We start from the raw sequence: 18,791 nt of genomic DNA on the forward strand, positions 1-18,791 counted from the left end.
ACGGCGCATAGCGGATAAAAAAAGCCCCGGCCAAACGACCGGGGCTTTGATTGTCTCGTTGCCGAGGCGATCGCGCTTAGTCGATCACTTGCACCAGATGCGGGATCTTGGCGACTGCGCCGCGCACCTCGGGGGTGTCCTGACGCTCGACGACCTTGTGCATCTTGTTCAGCCCAAGACCGATCAGGATCTTGCGCTGGCTTTCGGGACGACGGATCGGCGAACCGATCTGCTTGATCTTGATGGTAGCCATTGATCGTTACTCCACAATAGCCGCAGCTTCGGCTTCCGCCTCGGCTGCGCTTGCACCACCGCGACCGAGCAGGTCAGCAACCTTCTTGCCGCGACGCTGGGCAACCGACTTCGGCGAAGTCTGGTCCTGCAGCGCGTCAAAGGTCGCGCGGATCATGTTGTAGGGGTTCGAAGTGCCGACCGACTTGGTCACCACGTCTGCAACGCCCAGGCTTTCGAACACGGCGCGCATCGGACCGCCGGCGATGATGCCGGTACCCGGAGGCGCGGTGCGAACGGTGACCTTGCCGGCACCGAAACGGCCGTTGCCGTCATGGTGCAGCGTGCGGCCTTCCTTGAGCGGGACGCGGATCATCTTCTTGCGAGCGGCTGCGGTAGCCTTGGTGATGGCTTCCGGCACTTCGCGAGCCTTGCCGTGACCAAAGCCGACGCGGCCCTGACCGTCACCAACCACAACCAGAGCGGCGAAACCGAAGCGCTTACCGCCCTTCACCGTCTTTGAGACGCGGTTGATGTGCACCAGCTTCTCGATGATGCCGTCGTCTTCTTCCTCGCGCTTGCCGCGACGATCGTCACGACCGCCACGACCGCGACCACGGCCTTCACCGTCACGGCCGCCACGGCCACGACCGCGACCACGGCCCTGCTGCTCTTCAGCACCGGTTTCGGTGGCTTCCGCCGGAGCTTCGGTGGTTTCGATGTTGTTTTCTTCAGCCATCATCAGAACTCCAGCCCGCCTTCGCGAGCGGCATCGGCCAGCGCCTTGACGCGGCCATGGAAAAGGAACCCGCCGCGATCGAACACGACAGTGGTCACGCCAGCCTTCTTGGCGGCAGCGGCGATGTCCTTGCCCACCTGTACGGCGGCATCGACATTTGCACCCGAAGCCTTCGAACCGAGGGTCGAAGCGGCAGCAACGGTCTTGCCCTGCGCATCATCGATGATCTGGGCGTAGATGTGCTTGCCGGTGCGGTGCACGGACAGACGCGGCTTGCCACCGGCACGAGCGCGAAGCGCGGTGCGGACGCGGCGGCGGCGACGTTCGAAAAGGGAAAGCTTTGCCATCTTACTTCTTCTTCCCTTCCTTGCGGAAGATGTACTCGCCGCGATACTTGATACCCTTGCCCTTGTAAGGCTCAGGCTTGCGGAATTCGCGGACTTCGGCAGCAAACTGGCCAACGGCCTGCTTGTCGATGCCGGAAATCTCGACGGTGGTCTGATCCGGAGTGTTGACCGTCAGGCCTTCGGGAACCGGCAGATCGACATCGTGGCTGAAACCGAGCTCAAGCTTCAGGGTGTTGCCCTGCGCCTTGGCACGATAACCAACGCCCGAAATTTCAAGCGTCTTGGTGAAACCTTCGGTCACGCCTTCAACCAGGTTGGCGACGAGCGTGCGCTGCATGCCCCAGAAGGCGCGAGCCTGCTTGCTGTCGTTGGCCGGGTTCACGGCGATCTGACCATCTTCGAGCTTGTAGTCGATCAGGTCGGACAGGCCCATCGAAAGGGTGCCCTTGGGACCCTTCACGCTGAGCGTGCCGTTATCGATATTGGCCGTCACCCCTGCGGGGATCGCGACCGGCTTTTTACCAATGCGGCTCATCAGAAGACCTCCGCGAGCACTTCGCCGCCGACCTTGTTGGCGCGCGCTTCAGCGTCCGAAAGGACACCGCGCGGGGTCGAGACGATGGTGATGCCAAGGCCGTTGCGCACGGTCGGAAGATCCTGCGATCCCGAATAGACGCGGCGGCCGGGCTTGGAAACGCGAGCGACATGCTTGATTGCAGGCTCGCCTTCGAAGTACTTCAGTTCGATCCGCAGCGCCTTGTGCGGGCCGCTCTCGTCTTCGCTGTAGCCGCGAATGTAACCTTCGCGGGTGAGCACTTCGAGAACGTTCGCACGCAGCTTGGAAGCGGGCGAAAGGACGCTGTCCTTCTTCGCGCGCTGGCCGTTGCGGATGCGGGTGAGCATATCACCCAAAGGATCGGTCATAGCCATCTGTCAGTTCCTCACCAGCTCGACTTGGTCAGGCCGGGGATCATGCCCCGGTTGCCGAGTTCACGCAGTTCGATACGGTTGATGCCGAACTTGCGGTAATAGCCGCGCGGGCGGCCGGTGGTGGCGCAGCGATTGCGCACGCGGGTCGGATTCCCGTTGCGGGGAATCTCAGCCATCTTGAGCCGGGCCATCAGGCGCTCGGTCTCGTCGAGGCTTTCGTCATCCGCGATCGCCTTCAGCTTTTCGTACTTCGCTGCGTATTTCTGGACGAGCTTCTTGCGACGCTCGTTTTTGTTGATCGAACTCAGTTTCGCCATTGGACTTAAGCTCTCTTCTTTCGTGTCTTGTGTCTAAGGAAACGGCTTACGCCGCTTCCTTCTGTTCGCCAGCTTCGCCCTGGAACGGGAAACCGAACAGGCGCAGCAGTTCGCGCGCTTCTTCGTCCGTCTTGGCGGTGGTGGTGATGATGATGTCCATGCCCCGGACCTTTTCGATCTTGTCGTAGCTGATCTCGGGGAAGATGATCTGTTCCTTGATGCCCATGGCATAGTTGCCACGGCCGTCAAACGACTTCGGGTTGAGGCCACGGAAGTCGCGGATACGCGGCATCGCGATGGTCACCAGACGGTCGAGGAATTCATACATGCGGTCACGGCGCAGGTTGACCTTGCAGCCGATCGGCATGCCGTCGCGCAGCTTGAACTGTGCGATCGACTTCTTCGCCTTGGTGATAACCGGCTTCTGACCAGCGATCAGAGCCATTTCCTCTGCGGCGGTCGTCACCTTCTTCTTGTCCTGGCTCGCTTCGCCCACGCCCATGTTGAGCGTGATCTTTTCGAGCTTGGGAACCTGAAGACGGTTCACGTAGCCGAACTTCTCGGTCATGGCCTTGACGATTTCCTCGTCATACTTGGCCTTCATGCGAGGCGTGTAATCAGCCATCGATGGTCTCCCCACTCTTCACGGCAACACGCACCTTCTTGCCATCCTTTTCTTCGAAACGGACGCGGGTGGGCTTGCCATCCTTGGGATCGGCCAGAGCGACCTTGGAGATGTGCATCGGAGCGGGAAAACGCTCAATGCCACCCTGCGGGTTCATCTGGCTGGGCTTGCGGTGACGGGTTGCGACGTTGACGCCTTCGACAACGATCTTGCCGTCCTTCGGCATGACCTTGCTGACGGTGCCGGTGCGGCCCTTGTCCTTGCCGGACAGAACGACGACGCTGTCACCCTTCTTGATCTTTGCAGCACCCATGATCAGAGCACCTCCGGAGCGAGCGAGATAATCTTCATGAAGCCGCGGCCACGCAGTTCACGAACCACCGGGCCAAAGATACGGGTGCCAATCGGCTCCTCGTTCTTGTTGACCAGCACGGCGGCGTTGCTGTCGAAGCGGATCACGCTGCCATCGGGGCGGCGGACGTCCTTCTTGGTGCGCACGATGACGGCACGGTGAACGTCGCCCTTCTTCACCTTTGCGCGCGGCTGGGCTTCCTTGATGGAAACCACGATCACGTCGCCAACGGAGGCAAAACGACGCTTCGACCCGCCCAGCACCTTGATGCACTGGACGCGCTTCGCGCCGCTGTTGTCCGCGACGTCGAGATTGGATTGCATCTGGATCATTGATCCGTTTCCTTCTCTTGGCTTGCCAAGACACCCGATTTCTGGCCGGGGCCTGGCAGTTCCTACGTCAGATTACTGTCCTGCCGCCTCGACATCGAGATCGGCTTCGATCGCCTGCACCCCGCCGGCCACGACACGGTCCTTGACGGCCCAGGTCTTGGTCTTGGAGATCGGCTTGGTCTCTTCGATCCGCACGACATCGCCAATGGTGTACTCATTGGCTTCGTCATGGGCGTGATACTTCTTCGAACGACGGATGATCTTCCCGTACAGCGGGTGCTTCACCTTGCGCTCGACCAGAACGGTCACGGTCTTGTCGGTCTTGTCGGAGGTGACGGTCCCGATCAGAATACGTTTCGGCATTGTCTACTCCTTAAGCCTTGGCTGCCGAAGCAGCGCGCTCGTTCTGCAGCGTCTTGATCTGGGCGATCGTGCGACGCACTTCGCGGATGCGCGAAGGCTTTTCGAGCTGGTTGGTCGCTGCCTGGAAGCGCAGGTTGAACTGCTCACGCTTGAGCTCGGTAAGCTCGGCGCTGAGCTGATCGTCAGTCTTCGTGCGAAGATCTTCGATTGCGTTTGCCATTACTTGTCACCTCCGAGGTGCGAGGTGTCGCCCAGACGGGCCACGACCTTGGTCTTGATCGGCAGCTTCATCGCGGCGCGTTCAAACGCGAGCGCGGCGAGCGGACCGGGGACGCCGTCCAATTCGAACAGGATGCGGCCCGGCTTGACGCGAGCTGCCCAGTATTCGACCGAACCCTTGCCCTTACCCTGACGGACTTCAGCCGGCTTCTTCGAAACCGGCACGTCCGGGAAGACGCGGATCCACAGACGACCCTGACGCTTCATCGCGCGGGTGATCGCACGACGAGCAGCCTCGATCTGGCGAGCGGTGATACGCTCCGGCTCAAGAGCTTTCAGACCATAGGCGCCAAAGTTCAGCGTGGTACCGCCCTTTGCATCGCCCTTGATCCGGCCCTTGAAGGCCTTGCGATATTTCATTTTCTTCGGTTGCAGCATTTTCTCTTACCTATCCTGCAATCAGCGAGCCGGACGCACGCCGGAAGTCTGAGCTTCCATCATCAGGCGATCCTGTGCGGTCGGGTCATGGGCGAGAATCTCACCCTTGAAGATCCACACCTTGATGCCGATGATGCCATAAGCAGTCAGCGCTTCGGTTTCAGCGTAATCGATGTTGGCGCGCAGCGTGTGAAGCGGAACGCGACCTTCGCGATACCATTCGACGCGAGCGATTTCTGCACCACCCAGACGGCCGCCGCAGACGATCTTGATGCCTTCGGCACCCAGACGCAGCGCCGACTGAACCGCACGCTTCATGGCGCGACGGAAAGCGACACGGCGAACCAGCTGGTCGGCGATGCCCTGAGCGACGAGCTTGGCGTCGATTTCCGGCTTGCGGATTTCGACGATGTTCAGCTTCACTTCGCTTTCGGTCATGGTCGACAGCTTCGAACGCAGCTTTTCGATGTCTGCGCCCTTCTTGCCGATGATGACACCCGGACGGGCAGCGTAAATCGAAACGCGGCACAGCTTGGCCGGACGCTCGATCACGACCTTCGAGATGGCTGCCTGCGGCAGGTTCGCAAGGATGTACTTGCGCATCTCGATGTCTTCCTTGAGCAGACGCGCATAGTCACGCCCTTCGGCGTACCAGCGGCTGTCCCAGGTGCGGTTGATCTGCAGGCGCAGACCGATCGGATTGCTCTTCTGGCCCATGGTTTACGCCTCTTCTGCTTGTTCGCGAACGACGATGCGCAGCTTGCTGAACGGCTTCAGGATGCGGGTCGACTTGCCACGGCCACGAGTGTGGAACCGCTTCATGGTGATCGACTTGCCCACCGAAGCCTCGGCAACGATGAGAGCATCGACGTCGAGATCATGGTTGTTTTCCGCGTTGGCGATCGCCGAAGCCAGAACCTTGCTGGCATCCTTGGCCATCGCCTTGCGCGAAAACGCGAGGATGTTCATGGCCTCTTCGGCCTTCTTGCCGCGGATCAGTTCGGCAACGAGGTTAAGCTTCTGCGCCGAACCACGGATGGTGGTGCCGACGGCCAGTGCCTCGTTGTCCGCAACGCGGCGGGGAGACTTTGCCTTGCCCATTAGCGCTTGCCCTTCTTGTCGGCAGCGTGGCCGGGGAAGTTGCGCGTGGGCGCAAATTCACCAAGCTTGTGACCGACCATTTCTTCCGAAACCGAAACGGGGATGAATTTCTGCCCGTTGTAGACGTTGAACGTCAGACCAACGAACTGCGGGAGGATCGTCGAACGACGCGACCAGGTCTTGATCGGCTTCGAGTTTCCAGCGTCCTGTGCCTCTTCGGCCTTCTTGAGAAGGCTGAGCTCGACAAACGGACCTTTCCAGACGGAACGTGCCATTGCCTAGTTACCTCTTCTTCTTCGCGTGGCGCGAACGGATGATCATCTTGTCCGTCTGCTTGTTGTTGCGGGTACGGGCGCCCTTGGTCGGCTTGCCCCACGGGGTCACCGGGTGACGGCCACCGCTGGTACGGCCTTCACCACCACCGTGCGGGTGATCGACCGGGTTCTTTGCGACACCACGGGTAAGCGGACGACGGCCCTTCCAGCGGGTGCGACCGGCCTTGCCGAAGTTCTGGTTCTGGTTGTCAGGGTTCGAGACCGCGCCAACCGTACCCATGCAATCGGCGCGCAGGTAACGCTGTTCACCCGAGTTGAGGCGCACGATCACCATGCCACGGTCACGACCGACGAGCTGGACGTAAGCGCCTGCCGAACGAGCGATCTGACCGCCCTTGCCCGGCTTCATCTCGACGTTGTGGCAGATCGTGCCGACAGGCATCTGACCTAGAAGCATGGCATTGCCGGGCTTCGTGTCGGTCTTTTCGCCAGCGACGACCGTGTCACCCACAGCAAGGCGCTGCGGAGCGATGATGTAGGCCAGTTCGCCGTCTTCGTACTTGAGCAGCGCGATGAAGGCGGTGCGGTTGGGATCGTATTCGATCCGCTCAACCGTTGCCGGCATGTCCCACTTGCGACGCTTGAAGTCGATGAAGCGGTACTTCTGCTTGTGACCGCCGGCGATGCCGCGCGAAGTCACGTGACCCTTGTTGTTGCGACCGCCGGTCTTGCGCTTGCCTTCGGTCAGCGCCTTGACGGGGCCACCTTTGTGCAGAGCCGACTTGTCGACCAGGATCAGGCCACGGCGAGCCGGGCTTGTCGGTTTATAGTTCTTGAGTGCCATCTCAGTTCACCTTCTCGGTGATGTCGATCATCTCACCTTCGGCGAGACGGACGACAGCCTTCTTGAAATCCGAACGATTGTAGGGCTTACCCTTCCAGCGCTTCGACTTGCCCTTGCTCAGGAGCGTGTTCACCGAAACGACCTTCGTTGAATAGATCGCTTCGACCGCTTCCTTGATCTGCGGCTTGGTCGCGTCGTTCGCCACCTTGAACACCACCGCGTTGTTTTCCGACGCCATGGTCGACTTTTCGGTGATGTGCGGTGCGAGGATCACGTCGTAGTGCCGCGCGTCGATGCTGTCCTTCTTAGCCATTGAAGCGCGCCTCCAGCTTGGCGACAGCGTCCTTGGTCAGGACGAGCGTGTCGTGGTTGAGGATGTCGTAGACATTGGCGCCGGCAGCCGGGAGGACGTTCACGCCCTTGAGGTTGCCCGCAGCCTGACGGAAACCGGCATCAACGGCTTCACCGTCGATAACCAACACCTTGCCTGCAAAACCGGCCTTCTCGAAGTGACCCTTGAGAGCCTTCGTCTTGGCGTCCTTGAGTTCAAGGCTGTCGATCACGACTAGGCCGCTCTTGGCCTTGGTGCTCAGGGCCATCTTGAGGCCGAGGGCACGGATCTTCTTGTTGAGCGACGGATTGAAGTCGCGCTTGCGAGCACCGTGAGCCTTGCCGCCGCCGATGAAAATCGGAGCTGCACGGTCACCGTGACGAGCGCCACCCGAACCCTTCTGGTTGCCGAACTTCTTGCCGGTACGCGCGACATCCGAACGCTCACGCGTCGGACGTGCGGTGGCACGACGCTTTTCCAGCTGCCAGGTCACGACCCGGTGCAGGATGTCAGCGCGCGGCTCAACTCCGAACACTGCATCCGACAGCTCGATGTCGCCCGACGCCTTCCCGTCGATTTTCTGGACCTTCACCTTCATGGCTTAGCCTTCCTTGTTTTCTTCGCTGGCCGGAGCATCCGCAGCGGGAGCTTCGGTCACGGCGACATCTTCAGCGGCGACCTCAGCCACTGCGGGCGTTTCGTCGGCCTGCGGAGCCTTGGCTTCGACGACAGCGCCGGGGAACGGCACGCCTTCGGGCATCGGCAGCTTGATCGCGTCACGAACCAGCAGCCAGCCATTCTTCGAACCCGGAACCGAGCCCTTGATGAACAGGAGGCCGCGATCGGCGTCGGTGCGAACCACTTCAAGGTTCATCTGGGTGCGCTGACGGTCACCCATGTGACCGGCCATCTTCTTGCCCTTGAACACGCGACCCGGATCCTGACGGTTACCCGTCGAACCGTGCGCACGGTGGGTGATGGAGACGCCGTGCGATGCACGCATACCACCGAAGCCCCAACGCTTCATGGCGCCGGCAAAGCCTTTACCCTGAGTGTGGCCGGTGATGTCGACCTTCTGGCCGGCAACGAAGTGATCGGCGCTGATCAGCGAACCGACGGGCACAAGGCCGTCTTCGCTTTCGACGCGGAATTCCGCGACGCGCTTCTTCAGGCCAACGCCAGCCTTCGCGAAATGTTCGCGCTGGGGCTTGGCAACGTTCTTTTGCTTGGCTTCGCCTGCACCCAGCTGGACAGCGTAGTAGCCATCATTGTCTGCGGTGCGGTGAGAGACAACCTGGCAATCTTCCAATGCGAGAACGGTAACGGGCACGTGCCGTCCGTCCTCCTGGAAGAGGCGGGTCATCCCGACTTTCTTTGCGATCACGCCGGTGCGCATCGTCATTACTCCTTACAGAGGCACCCAGGGGACCATCCCACAGGGTGCGTGATTGCTCTTTGGCCAACCCAAATTTTTATGCTGCAACCCCCGTCCGGGTTGAATGCCGCGCCGCCCGCAGGGCAGTTTGGCGAGACGGAGGACGCAGCCCGGTAACGACCGGCGGTATCCAGATGTCTTGCCGGACCGAAATCCGGCGGGGCCATCAGGGACCCCAAATTCCCGGCGAATTTTACGTCCTGCCGAAGGACGGCGAACCAAGCAGCTTAGGCGAGCTTGATTTCCACGTTTACACCAGCAGCCAGGTCGAGCTTCATCAGCGCGTCGACGGTCTGGGCGTTGGGCTGCACGATGTCGAGCAGCCGCTTGTAGGTGCGCACCTCGAACTGCTCGCGCGACTTCTTGTCGATGTGCGGGCCGCGGTTCACGGTGAACTTCTCGATACGCGTCGGCATGGGAATGGGGCCACGAATAAGAGCACCCGTGCGACGCGCCGTGTCTGCAATCTCGCCAGTCGCCTGGTCGAGAACGCGGTGGTCAAATGCCTTGAGGCGAATACGGATATTCTGTGCTTCCATTACCTATACCGATGCGAAAGAGCCAAGGAACCTGTTACAGCTCCCAAAAATAAAAGGCCCACCCAAACCCGGTCTGCCGGAAGCGGGAGGCCCCATGAATTTCGTTGCAGGCGAAACGAATCTCGCCAGCGATGGCGCGCGTATATCGACACACCCGGATTCTGGCAACCCCGAAGTGTCATGATTTTTCGCGTGACCAGTGCAGCCTGCCGTCCCCTGATTTTGGGGAAAATCGGCCTCACATAAATTGGGGCCCGGCTCACCTTGGTGAACCGGGCCCCGAATTCATCCGCCCCTTTCGGAGCAAACGGATTAGGCGGTGATCTTCGAAACCACGCCCGAGCCGACGGTGCGGCCGCCTTCGCGGATTGCGAAACGCAGACCTTCGTCCATGGCGATCGGCGCGATCAGCTTGACGCCGATCGACACGTTGTCACCCGGCATAACCATCTCGGTGCCTTCGGGAAGGATCACTTCGCCGGTCACGTCGGTGGTGCGGAAGTAGAACTGCGGGCGGTAGTTGGCGAAGAACGGCGTGTGACGGCCACCTTCGTCCTTCGACAGCACGTAGACTTCTGCGCTGAACTCGGTGTGCGGCTTGACCGAACCGGGCTTGCAGAGAACCTGGCCACGCTCGACTTCGTCACGGCCAACGCCGCGGATCAGGGCACCGATGTTGTCGCCGGCTTCGCCGCGATCAAGCAGCTTGCGGAACATTTCGACGCCGGTCACGGTGGTCTTGGTGGTGTCCTTGATGCCGACGATTTCGACTTCGTCGCCAACGTTCACAACGCCGGTTTCGACACGGCCGGTGACAACGGTACCACGACCCGAGATCGAGAACACGTCTTCGATCGGCATCAGGAAGTCCTTGTCGATCGGACGGTCGGGCTGCGGGATGTACTCGTCGACAGCCTTGATCAGTTCGATGATCGAGTTCTTGCCGATTTCGTCGTCGCGGCCTTCGAGAGCGGCCAGAGCCGAACCCTTGACGATCGGAATGTTGTCGCCGTCGAAGTCGTACGACGAAAGCAGCTCACGGACTTCCAGTTCGACGAGCTCGAGGATTTCCTCGTCGTCAACCTGATCGACCTTGTTCATGTACACGACCAGAGCCGGAACGCCGACCTGACGGGCCAGCAGGATGTGCTCGCGGGTCTGCGGCATCGGGCCGTCAGCTGCGTTCACAACCAGGATCGCGCCGTCCATCTGGGCAGCACCGGTGATCATGTTCTTCACGTAGTCGGCGTGGCCCGGGCAGTCGACGTGCGCGTAGTGGCGCGCTTCGGATTCGTACTCAACGTGAGCGGTCGAGATGGTGATCCCGCGCTCGCGCTCTTCCGGAGCCTTGTCGATGTTTGCGAAATCCACGGCAGCGCCGCCGTAGGTTTCTGCCATCACCTTGGTGATAGCCGCGGTCAGCGTGGTCTTGCCATGGTCAACGTGACCGATGGTGCCGATGTTGCAGTGCGGCTTGTTCCGCTCGAATTTTTCCTTCGCCATTTCTCTGTATTACCTTCTGTGCTGGATTTGATTGTTTGCGGGAGAAAAGGCGGCCCCGCTGAATCAGGCGCCGCCCCTAGCCTTGCTTGATGAGTTAAGCAAGCTTCTCCTTGACCTCTTGCGCCACGTTTGCCGGAACTTCGTCATAATGCGAGAACTGCATCGTGTACTGCGCACGCCCTTGCGTGAACGAGCGCAGTTCGTTGACGTAGCCGAACATGTTGGCCAGCGGCACGAACGCTTCGACTGCCTGGGCGTTACCACGGGTATCGGTACCCTGGATCTGCCCGCGACGGCTGTTGAGATCGCCGATCACGTCGCCGAGGTAGTCCTCAGGGGTGACGACTTCGACCTTCATGATCGGCTCAAGCAGCTTGATCCCGGCCTTCTGGGCCACTTCACGCATGGCACCGCGGCCGCAGATTTCGAACGCGATCGCGCTCGAGTCGACGTCGTGGTACGCGCCGTCGGTCAGACGGATGGTGAAGTCGATGATCGGGAAGCCGACGAGGTGGCCGCTTTCGGCCTGTTCGCGCATGCCCTTTTCGAGAGCCGGGATGTATTCGCGCGGAATGTTGCCGCCCTTGATCTCGTCTTCGAAAATGACGCCCTGACCGCGTTCGCCAGGGATCACGGTGACCTTGGCGCGGCCGAACTGACCCGAACCACCCGACTGCTTCTTGTGGGTGTAGTCGACTTCGACTTCACGGGCGAGCGATTCGCGGTAAGCCACCTGCGGCGCACCGACGTTCGCTTCGACCTTGAATTCGCGCTTCATGCGATCAACGAGAATGTCGAGGTGAAGCTCGCCCATGCCCTTGATGATCGTCTGGCCGCTTTCATGGTCGGTCGACACGCGGAAGCTGGGATCCTCGGCAGCCAGACGGTTGAGCGCGACGCCCATCTTTTCCTGGTCAGCCTTGGTCTTGGGCTCCACCGAAAGCTCGATAACCGGCTCGGGGAATTCCATCCGCTCGAGAATGATCGGCTTGGCCGGATCGCACAGCGTATCGCCGGTCGTCGTTTCCTTCAGACCTGCGATTGCGACGATGTCGCCGGCAAATGCCTCATCGATGTCCTCGCGGTTGTTCGAGTGCATCAGCAGCATACGGCCGATCTTTTCCTTCTTGTCCTTCACCGAGTTCAGAACCGAACCCTTGCGAAGCTGACCCGAATAGATCCGGGTGAAGGTGAGCGAACCGACGAACGGGTCGTTCATGATCTTGAACGCCAGCGCGCTGAACGGCTCGTTGTCGGACGACGGACGGGTTTCCTCCACGTCGCTGTCAGGCAGCACGCCCTTGATCGCCGGAACGTCGGTCGGCGCGGGCATGTAGTCGACCACTGCATCGAGCAGCGGCTGAACGCCCTTGTTCTTGAACGCCGAACCACAAAGAACCGGCACGAAAGCGCGTGCCATGGTGCCCTTGCGGATCAGACGCTTGAGCGTTGCGACATCCGGCTCGTTACCTTCGAGGTATTCCATCATCACGTCGTCGTCTTGTTCGACGGCGGTCTCGATGAGCTTCTCGCGGTACTCGGCTGCCTTGTCCTTCATGTCTTCAGGAATTTCGACATGCTTGTAGCTCGCGCCCAGGCTTTCGTCTTCCCAGACAATGCCGCGGTTGCCGACGAGATCGACGACGCCCTGCAGATTGCTTTCTGCACCGATCGGAAGATACAGCACCAGCGGGGTCGCGCCGAGACGGTCGATGATCGACTGCACGCAATAATAGAAGTCTGCGCCGGTGCGGTCGAGCTTGTTGATGAAGCACATCCGGGGGACGCCGTATTTGTCGGCTTGCCGCCATACGGTTTCGGACTGCGGTTCAACGCCGGCCACGCCGTCGAACACGGCCACGGCACCGTCGAGGACGCGCAGCGAGCGCTCCACTTCGATGGTGAAGTCCACGTGTCCGGGAGTGTCGATGATGTTGATGCGGTGCTTCGCCTGACCGGCGCGCAGCGCCTCAGGTTCGGACATCGGATCCATCGTCGGGTCTTCGGCGGTCCAGAAAGTCGTGGTCGCAGCCGAGGTGATCGTGATCCCGCGCTCCTGCTCCTGCTCCATCCAGTCCATCGTCGCAGCGCCATCGTGCACTTCGCCGATCTTGTAGGATTTACCGGTGTAATAGAGGATACGCTCGGTCGTGGTGGTCTTGCCGGCATCGATGTGAGCCATGATGCCGATATTGCGATAGCGCTCCAGCGGATACTCGCGGGCCATTTGCAAATTCCTTGGTTCTAGAGAGTGGGGAGCCGCCGTTTGCGCGGGTCGGCCCCCATATAGTTACGATTGTGACAACCGAAAGACGAAAGCCCCCGGCCGTCCACAACCATTACCAGCGGTGTTGTTTTTTCACCGGTTTACCACCGGTAATGCGAGAAGGCGCGGTTGGCGTCAGCCATGCGGTGCGTGTCTTCACGCTTCTTCACCGCATTGCCGCGGTTGTTCGCCGCATCCATCAGCTCACCCGAAAGGCGTGCCGACATGGTGGTTTCCGGACGGCCGCGCGCAGCCGAGATCAGCCAGCGGATCGCGAGCGCCTGGGCACGCTCGGGGCGAACCTCGACCGGCACCTGATAGGTCGCACCACCGACACGGCGGCTGCGCACTTCGACCTGCGGCTTCACATTGTTGAGCGCGTCATGGAACAGCTGCACCGGATCGGCCTTTGCCTTGGCTTCAACCGCGTCAAGCGCGCTGTAGACGATACCTTCGGCAACCGACTTCTTACCGTCGAGCATCAGGTTGTTCATGAACTTCGAAAGGACCTGATCACCAAACTTGGGATCGGGCAGGATGACCCGCTTTTCGGGACGACGACGACGTGACATGTTTCAAAACTCCTTCGGAGTGGTCGCTCACATCCGTGAGCGCCCTTGCTGTGCCGGCCCTCTCCCCCGCCCTTCCACCCGGAATTTTACCGTAGTGGTGGAAGGGCGGAGGAGAGGCCCGTCACAGCGCCTCAATTACTTCGGACGCTTGGCCCCGTACTTCGAACGCGACTGCTTGCGATCCTTCACGCCCTGCGTGTCGAGCACGCCGCGAAGGACGTGGTAACGAACGCCGGGAAGGTCGCGCACACGGCCGCCGCGGATCAGCACGACGCTGTGTTCCTGCAGGTTGTGGCCTTCGCCCGGAATGTAGGAGATGACTTCGCGGCTGTTGGTCAGGCGCACCTTGGCGACCTTGCGCAGCGCGGAGTTCGGCTTCTTCGGCGTCGTCGTGTAGACGCGCGTGCAGACACCGCGCTTCTGCGGGTTCTGCTCCATCGCAGGGACCTTCGACTTGGCCTTCTGCGGAGTGCGGCCCTTGCGGACCAGCTGGTTGATCGTCGGCATTAAGTTCTCACTTCACCATATGAATGGCAGCGACCCAGACCGATCATGCGTGGAGGATTTTCGCCCTGTCCGTCACCCCAGAGAAAGCTGGGGTCTGTCGCGGCAGGCAGCGACGCCTGCGGCCCGAGATTCCAGCTTTCGCTGGAATGACGAGAGGACTGAAACGCTCCACCCAAAACGGCCCTTCGGCCACCGGGTTACTTTGACAGCCGCCCCGCACTCCCCATCCCGAAGGATCAGGGGAGCCAATAGAAAAGGCCTTGGCATGACACGCAAGGCCTGCAGGACGAACCGGCAATGTTCAGCTCTATTGTTCGAAAGCAGAGATTCGCGGGTAAGCGCGGGCCATGCCTCCGGATGCGGCGCCGTTAGCGGGGAACGGAGGGCGGGTCAAGGGGTGTGGAGCTAATGCCTCGAGTACCACCCGCCTAGTCGCCGGTACAAGGTCGCGCCCAAGGCAGCCTAATTGTCGACAGCTCTGAATACACAGCGTTTATCAAACGGGGATCGGATCCGACAGGACTATACAGCCCGATCACACGCGGCGAAAGGCGTACCTTCGACTCTTCGGTATCCGTATAGATCAGAGCCCGACCAGTGCCGATCGCCAGAATGCTTTGCTCAATGGTTGTCTGGTCCAACTTGTTAGGGAGCGCAAGCGCGGTCGTGGTCCCAAGGCCATTAACCCCGATAGATTGCAATGTCATAGAACCCGAAAGCTTTTCGGCATCAGCGTTGGCGCCGATAGACCCTAGGCCACCCAAAGCAACGTCACCCTTCAAGGCCTGAAAATCAGCGGTCAGTCGGAAGCCGACTCCCACATAAATGGGAAATGCAACTTGTTGCCAGCCTTCAGCAGCGTCATTCCCGGCGCCGTCCAAAGCAGCCTTCTGAGCATCATCCAGTTGGGCCGGAGTAAAGCCACTCAACTCGAATGATCCATCAGGATCGCTGTAGTCGAATTGCCCAGGAATGACCTGCGCCTGATATGCTAGAACCGCATCCCCACGGGCATTTTCGATTGGCTCCGTTATCGGATAGTAGCCGATAGCTCCGTTAATTCTGGCGTATTTCCTGACGAGCATTCGAACCGTGACAGAATCCGAATTTACGTAGTCCAAAATGGCTCGGTAATTCTGGTTTTTGGCCGTAATGGCAGACGGCCCGAACTGCAGACCAACACCTTGCCTGAATTCTGCCACCGCGAAACGCACAGCGACGTCCGGCAATGCTTGAGTCAACGGAAGGAAGCCGTCCTCTGGCGAGTCGAAATACCTTCCTCTGCATGTCCCCGCAAAGGCAACTGTCTGAATTGGAAGAGGGTCAAGCGGGACATATCCGTAATTCGCCGCCCTTTCACCTGCTGTTTGCGGAAGATTTAATCCACTAATTGACGAACATCCAGCAAGAGCTGACGCGCAAGCAACCACCAGTAACTTTTTCATTAGAGCGACCCCCAAATAGCACACTGATGGATATGTATTCTTCGCACCACATTATTGTATGCGAACGACAAAAATTTCGAGATCGATGATATTTTGAATAAAGATTACTTATTATTGAAACTTATGTTCCGAAATCAGACCGTCATTTGATGTGCTACAGCCAAGGCTTTTACAGACTTGCTCTACCTCCTGATTAAGGGTGAATTCGTTGGCGCAAGCTCCAAAAAACAGTTTTCCTACTGTGCCATCGGTACGCCAGGCCTCACTCGAGAGAGTTATAATCAACCGAGCATCGAGGGCGACCTCGTGAACAAACATAAGACAATTGCGCACCAGGCGGCGGTCGCCCTTGCGACGCCTGCGGCGTCGAGACAGCGTCACGCCTCGCCCTTGCCAAAAGCATCTTGGTGCCACTTCGTTGAATCGCGCCCAGCCCAACGGCGCAAATTCGCTCTCTCGCGCCAGAACGGCGCGCAGCGCCGCAAGGCCGACCGGCCGCCCGCAGCGACGCGACCTTCAGGTCGCATGAGCGAGGACACCGCACGCCGGATGGCGTGCGAAACACAAGGACTCATTTTCCTACTCCCCCAAATTCTGCAATCTACCCGTGGCTATGCCAAAGCCTCCCTCCCTCACCCCCACCCGCGCCACTCCCCGCCAGGCCACCAGCGCCGTCGCGCACAAGGCCCCTCCCCCGGCGCCGGACGATCCGCTGCTCGCCTTCGCGCCGGTTCCGCACAAGGCTCCGCGGCGCAATTCGATCACGGCTGACTTGCAGCGCGCCTTCATCGCGCACCTTGCCGCCACCGGCATCGTCTCAGAGGCGGCGCGGCATATCGGCAAGTCGATGGAGGCGCTTTACAAGCTGCGGCAGCGGCCCGGGGCAGAGGGCTTTCGGCAGGCGTGGGATGCGGCGCTGGATCGCGGGGTTGCGCGGCTGGAGGCAGGCGCGCTGGCGCGAGCGATTGCGGGGGAGGAGCGGCTCGTCGTGTCGGGCGGTCAGGTGCTGGGCACCGAAATCCGCCACAATGACGCGCTCACCATGTTCTTCCTGCGGCACCGGCGGCCCGAACGCTATGGCGCGGGGGCGCTTGTTCCGGGGCATCCGGCCTATGAGGCGCTCAAGGCGGAGTTGCGGGCCGAGTGGGAGGAGGAAAAGCGGGCCGAGCGCCAGTCGCCGGAAAACCGGGAGGCGAACATCGCGCTCCTCACCCGGCTGCGCGAGAAATGGCGCGAGCAGTGGGAGCGTGAGCGGGAGTTTCAGGCTGGCGGCGTTGTTGGCGGCGGAGGCGGGTCTGATGCGAGCCTGCCGTAAACCCACACATCGCACAGGCCCACATGGGTCGTCTCATGCTCGCGGAAAGTCGCCTCGCGGGTGAAGCCGAGGCTTTCAATCAGGCGGGCGGAGGCGGCGTTGCCCGTGTCGACGACGGCGGTCAGCTTCCTTGCCATGCCCGATGCGAACAGGTGATCGACCAGCGCGGCGGTGCATTCGCGGGCGACGCCCTGTTGCTGGCGGGCGGCGCAGGTGATGTAGCCGATTTCGAGCACGCGCTCTTCATGCGCGGGAAAGGCGACGAAGCGGCCTGCGACCTCTCCGTTCTCGTCCACCGCGATCCATGTCATCCCCGGCCAGTCGGGCGCGGCGAGCCAGTCCCACAGCTCCTGCGGCGAGGCGAAGGCTTCGCGGGAGAGGTACAGGCACTGCTCCGGATCGCCGAGGGTCGGGAACAGCGCATGCTCGTCCCCCCGCCGGAGCGGCCGCATGGTGAACCGCGCGGTCGTGAGAGTGGGAACCTCAGCCACCGGTGAGGAACTGGACAAGCGCTTTGACCTTCTTGCTGCGCCATTGCGGGACCGGGGCGACCAGCCAGTAGGCGCGGCGGCTTTCCTGCGGTTCGTCGAGCGCGTTGAGCTGGCCGCGCGCGATCGCGGTTTCGACGAGCGGCAGCGGCAGCACCGTCTTGCCCATGCCCGCCAGCGCGCTCGAGAGCGCCTGTCCCGCGCTGCCCGCCTTGATGCACGGCAGCACCCCGTCGGGCAGCGATGCGCCGGGCCAGTCGATCCATGCATCGCGCGCTTGCGGCGCCTCCACCGTCACGCGCATCGCCTCGGCCAGTTGCACCCCTTCGAGGTCTTCCGGCCCGTCCACTAGCCGGATCGCCAGATCAAGGTTCGCTTCGGTGAAGTCGGCATCCTCGTCCGCGATGATCGAATAGACGACACCAGGAGTCCCCGCCTGGAATTGCGCCAGCCGCGGGGCGAGCCATTCGGCGTAGAATTCGCGCGGGGCGGCAATGGTGTAGCGATCCGACGCCTGCCCCGCCTGCATCGCGGCGACGCTTTCCTCGAACCGCAGGAACCCTTCGCGCAACGGATCAAGCCCGGCGCAGCCTTCGGGTGTGAGTTCCAGCCCCTTGGACGTGCGGCGGAACAGCACCACGCCCAGATGATCCTCCAGCGCGCGGATCTGCTGGCCCACGGCCGCAGGCGTCACCGCCAGTTCATCCGCCGCGCGAGTGAACGAAAGGTGCCGCGCCGCCGCGTCATAGACGCGCAGGGCATTCAAGGGGAGATGGGTTCGCTTCACGGATCAAGCGCCTAATCGCGCATCCGCCCGCCCGCAAGTCCGATCAGGCGCGAGAGCGTCCGTCGGCGGTTTCAGGCGCGGCGAGCGGGAAGAACGGAATCCGCACCTCCATCGGTTCGCCATCGCTGCGCACGAAGGTGTAGAACCCTTCCATCGAGCCATGCGGCGTCGTCAGCGGACAGCCCGATACGTAATCATGGCTGGCCCCCGGCGCGAGCAGCGGCTGTTCGCCCACCACCCCTTCGCCATCGACATGATTGACCATGCCGCGCGCATCGGTGATCCGCCAGTGGCGCGTCATCAGTTGCAGCGGTTCGTGCGAGCCGTTCTCGATCCGGATGTGATACACCCAGAACCACTTCCCCGCCTCCGGGTGAGATTGTTCGGGCAGGAAATTGACAGCCACTCGTACAGTGACCCCATCGGTAGTGGCAGCGTGCTGGAATAGCTCTTTCATGACAGCTCCAAGGTAGCAATTCCTCACCCACCC

General features: G+C 61.1%; 29 protein-coding genes. 1 reads left to right on the top strand and 28 read right to left on the bottom strand.

Features of this window, described 5'->3' with window-relative positions; all coding sequences use genetic code 11:
- Nucleotides 1–76: 76 nt before the first annotated feature.
- The 25 genes from rpmD to AABA34_RS12405 all read right to left on the bottom strand — a co-directional run bounded on the left by rpmD (nt 77) and on the right by AABA34_RS12405 (nt 15,711).
- Nucleotides 77–253, bottom strand: coding sequence for a 50S ribosomal protein L30 (gene rpmD / locus AABA34_RS12285; RefSeq protein ID WP_034954451.1), 177 nt, complete (start codon nt 251–253; stop codon nt 77–79).
- 6 nt (nt 254–259) lie between these two features.
- Nucleotides 260–970, bottom strand: coding sequence for a 30S ribosomal protein S5 (gene rpsE, locus AABA34_RS12290; RefSeq protein ID WP_252260506.1), 711 nt, complete (start codon nt 968–970; stop codon nt 260–262).
- Between the two features lie 2 nt (nt 971–972).
- Nucleotides 973–1,317 (bottom strand): 50S ribosomal protein L18, encoded by a 345-nt coding sequence (gene rplR, locus AABA34_RS12295; RefSeq protein ID WP_034954453.1) that lies wholly within the window; start codon nt 1,315–1,317, stop codon nt 973–975.
- Between the two features lies 1 nt (nt 1,318).
- The gene (rplF, locus tag AABA34_RS12300) at nt 1,319–1,852 is read right to left on the bottom strand and encodes a 50S ribosomal protein L6 (RefSeq protein WP_034954454.1); all 534 of its coding nucleotides are present in this window, start codon (nt 1,850–1,852) and stop codon (nt 1,319–1,321) included.
- Nucleotides 1,852–2,247: a 30S ribosomal protein S8 gene (gene rpsH / locus AABA34_RS12305; protein ID WP_034954455.1), complete on the bottom strand. Its 396-nt coding sequence runs from the start codon at nt 2,245–2,247 to the stop codon at nt 1,852–1,854. Before rpsH ends, rplF begins: the two co-directional genes overlap by 1 nt.
- 11 nt (nt 2,248–2,258) lie before the next feature.
- Nucleotides 2,259–2,564: a 30S ribosomal protein S14 gene (gene rpsN, locus AABA34_RS12310; RefSeq protein ID WP_034954456.1), complete on the bottom strand. Its 306-nt coding sequence runs from the start codon at nt 2,562–2,564 to the stop codon at nt 2,259–2,261.
- Nucleotides 2,565–2,610: 46 nt separating this feature from the next.
- Entirely contained in the window at nt 2,611–3,189 is a 579-nt protein-coding gene (rplE, locus tag AABA34_RS12315; protein WP_252258120.1) for a 50S ribosomal protein L5, read from the bottom strand.
- A complete protein-coding gene (gene rplX / locus AABA34_RS12320) occupies nt 3,182–3,502 on the bottom strand; it encodes a 50S ribosomal protein L24 (RefSeq protein WP_034954458.1) in 321 nt (106 codons plus the stop codon). The genes rplE and rplX overlap by 8 nt, the downstream gene beginning before the upstream one ends.
- Nucleotides 3,503–3,504: 2 nt before the next feature.
- Nucleotides 3,505–3,873, bottom strand: a complete 369-nt coding sequence (gene rplN / locus AABA34_RS12325) for a 50S ribosomal protein L14 (protein ID WP_034954460.1) — start codon at nt 3,871–3,873, stop codon at nt 3,505–3,507.
- Nucleotides 3,874–3,945: 72 nt separating this feature from the next.
- A complete protein-coding gene (gene rpsQ, locus AABA34_RS12330) occupies nt 3,946–4,236 on the bottom strand; it encodes a 30S ribosomal protein S17 (protein ID WP_034954461.1) in 291 nt (96 codons plus the stop codon).
- A 10-nt stretch (nt 4,237–4,246) separates the two neighbouring features.
- The gene (gene rpmC / locus AABA34_RS12335) at nt 4,247–4,456 is read right to left on the bottom strand and encodes a 50S ribosomal protein L29 (RefSeq protein WP_034954462.1); all 210 of its coding nucleotides are present in this window, start codon (nt 4,454–4,456) and stop codon (nt 4,247–4,249) included.
- A complete protein-coding gene (gene rplP, locus AABA34_RS12340; RefSeq protein ID WP_034954463.1) occupies nt 4,456–4,893 on the bottom strand; it encodes a 50S ribosomal protein L16 in 438 nt (145 codons plus the stop codon). Before rplP ends, rpmC begins: the two co-directional genes overlap by 1 nt.
- A gap of 21 nt (nt 4,894–4,914) precedes the next feature.
- Nucleotides 4,915–5,610, bottom strand: coding sequence for a 30S ribosomal protein S3 (rpsC, locus tag AABA34_RS12345; RefSeq protein WP_034954464.1), 696 nt, complete (start codon nt 5,608–5,610; stop codon nt 4,915–4,917).
- 3 nt (nt 5,611–5,613) lie between these two features.
- Nucleotides 5,614–5,994 carry a 50S ribosomal protein L22 gene (rplV, locus tag AABA34_RS12350; protein WP_034954466.1) on the bottom strand — a complete coding sequence of 127 codons (381 nt, stop codon included), beginning with the start codon at nt 5,992–5,994 and terminating at the stop codon, nt 5,614–5,616.
- Nucleotides 5,994–6,269 carry a 30S ribosomal protein S19 gene (gene rpsS / locus AABA34_RS12355; protein ID WP_034954468.1) on the bottom strand — a complete coding sequence of 92 codons (276 nt, stop codon included), beginning with the start codon at nt 6,267–6,269 and terminating at the stop codon, nt 5,994–5,996. Before rpsS ends, rplV begins: the two co-directional genes overlap by 1 nt.
- Nucleotides 6,270–6,276: 7 nt before the next feature.
- Nucleotides 6,277–7,113 carry a 50S ribosomal protein L2 gene (rplB, locus tag AABA34_RS12360; protein WP_034954470.1) on the bottom strand — a complete coding sequence of 279 codons (837 nt, stop codon included), beginning with the start codon at nt 7,111–7,113 and terminating at the stop codon, nt 6,277–6,279.
- A gap of 1 nt (nt 7,114) precedes the next feature.
- A complete protein-coding gene (locus AABA34_RS12365; RefSeq protein WP_338302867.1) occupies nt 7,115–7,426 on the bottom strand; it encodes a 50S ribosomal protein L23 in 312 nt (103 codons plus the stop codon).
- The gene (gene rplD / locus AABA34_RS12370; RefSeq protein WP_034954472.1) at nt 7,419–8,042 is read right to left on the bottom strand and encodes a 50S ribosomal protein L4; all 624 of its coding nucleotides are present in this window, start codon (nt 8,040–8,042) and stop codon (nt 7,419–7,421) included. The genes AABA34_RS12365 and rplD overlap by 8 nt, the downstream gene beginning before the upstream one ends.
- Nucleotides 8,043–8,045: 3 nt before the next feature.
- Nucleotides 8,046–8,840: a 50S ribosomal protein L3 gene (gene rplC / locus AABA34_RS12375; protein WP_034954883.1), complete on the bottom strand. Its 795-nt coding sequence runs from the start codon at nt 8,838–8,840 to the stop codon at nt 8,046–8,048.
- 266 nt (nt 8,841–9,106) lie between these two features.
- On the bottom strand, nt 9,107–9,418 hold the full coding sequence (gene rpsJ / locus AABA34_RS12380) for a 30S ribosomal protein S10 (RefSeq protein WP_006831877.1): 312 nt from the start codon (nt 9,416–9,418) through the stop codon (nt 9,107–9,109).
- 312 nt (nt 9,419–9,730) lie between these two features.
- Nucleotides 9,731–10,921, bottom strand: coding sequence for an elongation factor Tu (gene tuf / locus AABA34_RS12385; RefSeq protein WP_034954473.1), 1,191 nt, complete (start codon nt 10,919–10,921; stop codon nt 9,731–9,733).
- 94 nt (nt 10,922–11,015) lie between these two features.
- Nucleotides 11,016–13,148, bottom strand: coding sequence for an elongation factor G (gene fusA / locus AABA34_RS12390; RefSeq protein WP_034954474.1), 2,133 nt, complete (start codon nt 13,146–13,148; stop codon nt 11,016–11,018).
- 140 nt (nt 13,149–13,288) lie between these two features.
- Complete coding sequence (rpsG, locus tag AABA34_RS12395) at nt 13,289–13,759, bottom strand: 30S ribosomal protein S7 (protein ID WP_034954476.1); 471 nt, start codon at nt 13,757–13,759, stop codon at nt 13,289–13,291.
- A gap of 135 nt (nt 13,760–13,894) precedes the next feature.
- Entirely contained in the window at nt 13,895–14,266 is a 372-nt protein-coding gene (gene rpsL / locus AABA34_RS12400) for a 30S ribosomal protein S12 (protein ID WP_034954477.1), read from the bottom strand.
- 428 nt (nt 14,267–14,694) lie between these two features.
- A complete protein-coding gene (locus tag AABA34_RS12405) occupies nt 14,695–15,711 on the bottom strand; it encodes a hypothetical protein (RefSeq protein ID WP_338302871.1) in 1,017 nt (338 codons plus the stop codon).
- A 613-nt stretch (nt 15,712–16,324) separates the two neighbouring features.
- Between AABA34_RS12405 and AABA34_RS12410 the strand changes: the two genes are divergently transcribed.
- The gene (locus AABA34_RS12410; RefSeq protein ID WP_338304739.1) at nt 16,325–17,026 is read left to right on the top strand and encodes a hypothetical protein; all 702 of its coding nucleotides are present in this window, start codon (nt 16,325–16,327) and stop codon (nt 17,024–17,026) included.
- Here the strand turns inward: AABA34_RS12410 and AABA34_RS12415 are convergent.
- The 3 genes from AABA34_RS12415 to apaG are packed head-to-tail and all read right to left on the bottom strand — an operon-like array spanning nt 16,972 to nt 18,758.
- Nucleotides 16,972–17,535, bottom strand: a complete 564-nt coding sequence (locus tag AABA34_RS12415) for a GNAT family N-acetyltransferase (RefSeq protein WP_338302872.1) — start codon at nt 17,533–17,535, stop codon at nt 16,972–16,974. The two genes, AABA34_RS12410 and AABA34_RS12415, sit on opposite strands and share 55 nt — an antisense overlap.
- The gene (locus tag AABA34_RS12420; protein ID WP_338302873.1) at nt 17,510–18,301 is read right to left on the bottom strand and encodes a LysR family transcriptional regulator; all 792 of its coding nucleotides are present in this window, start codon (nt 18,299–18,301) and stop codon (nt 17,510–17,512) included. Before AABA34_RS12420 ends, AABA34_RS12415 begins: the two co-directional genes overlap by 26 nt.
- A 43-nt stretch (nt 18,302–18,344) precedes the next feature.
- Nucleotides 18,345–18,758 (bottom strand): Co2+/Mg2+ efflux protein ApaG, encoded by a 414-nt coding sequence (gene apaG, locus AABA34_RS12425; RefSeq protein WP_034954481.1) that lies wholly within the window; start codon nt 18,756–18,758, stop codon nt 18,345–18,347.
- Nucleotides 18,759–18,791 lie beyond the last annotated feature (33 nt).

This window comes from Erythrobacter sp. Dej080120_24 (genome assembly GCF_036322605.1).
GTDB lineage: Bacteria > Pseudomonadota > Alphaproteobacteria > Sphingomonadales > Sphingomonadaceae > Erythrobacter > Erythrobacter aurantius.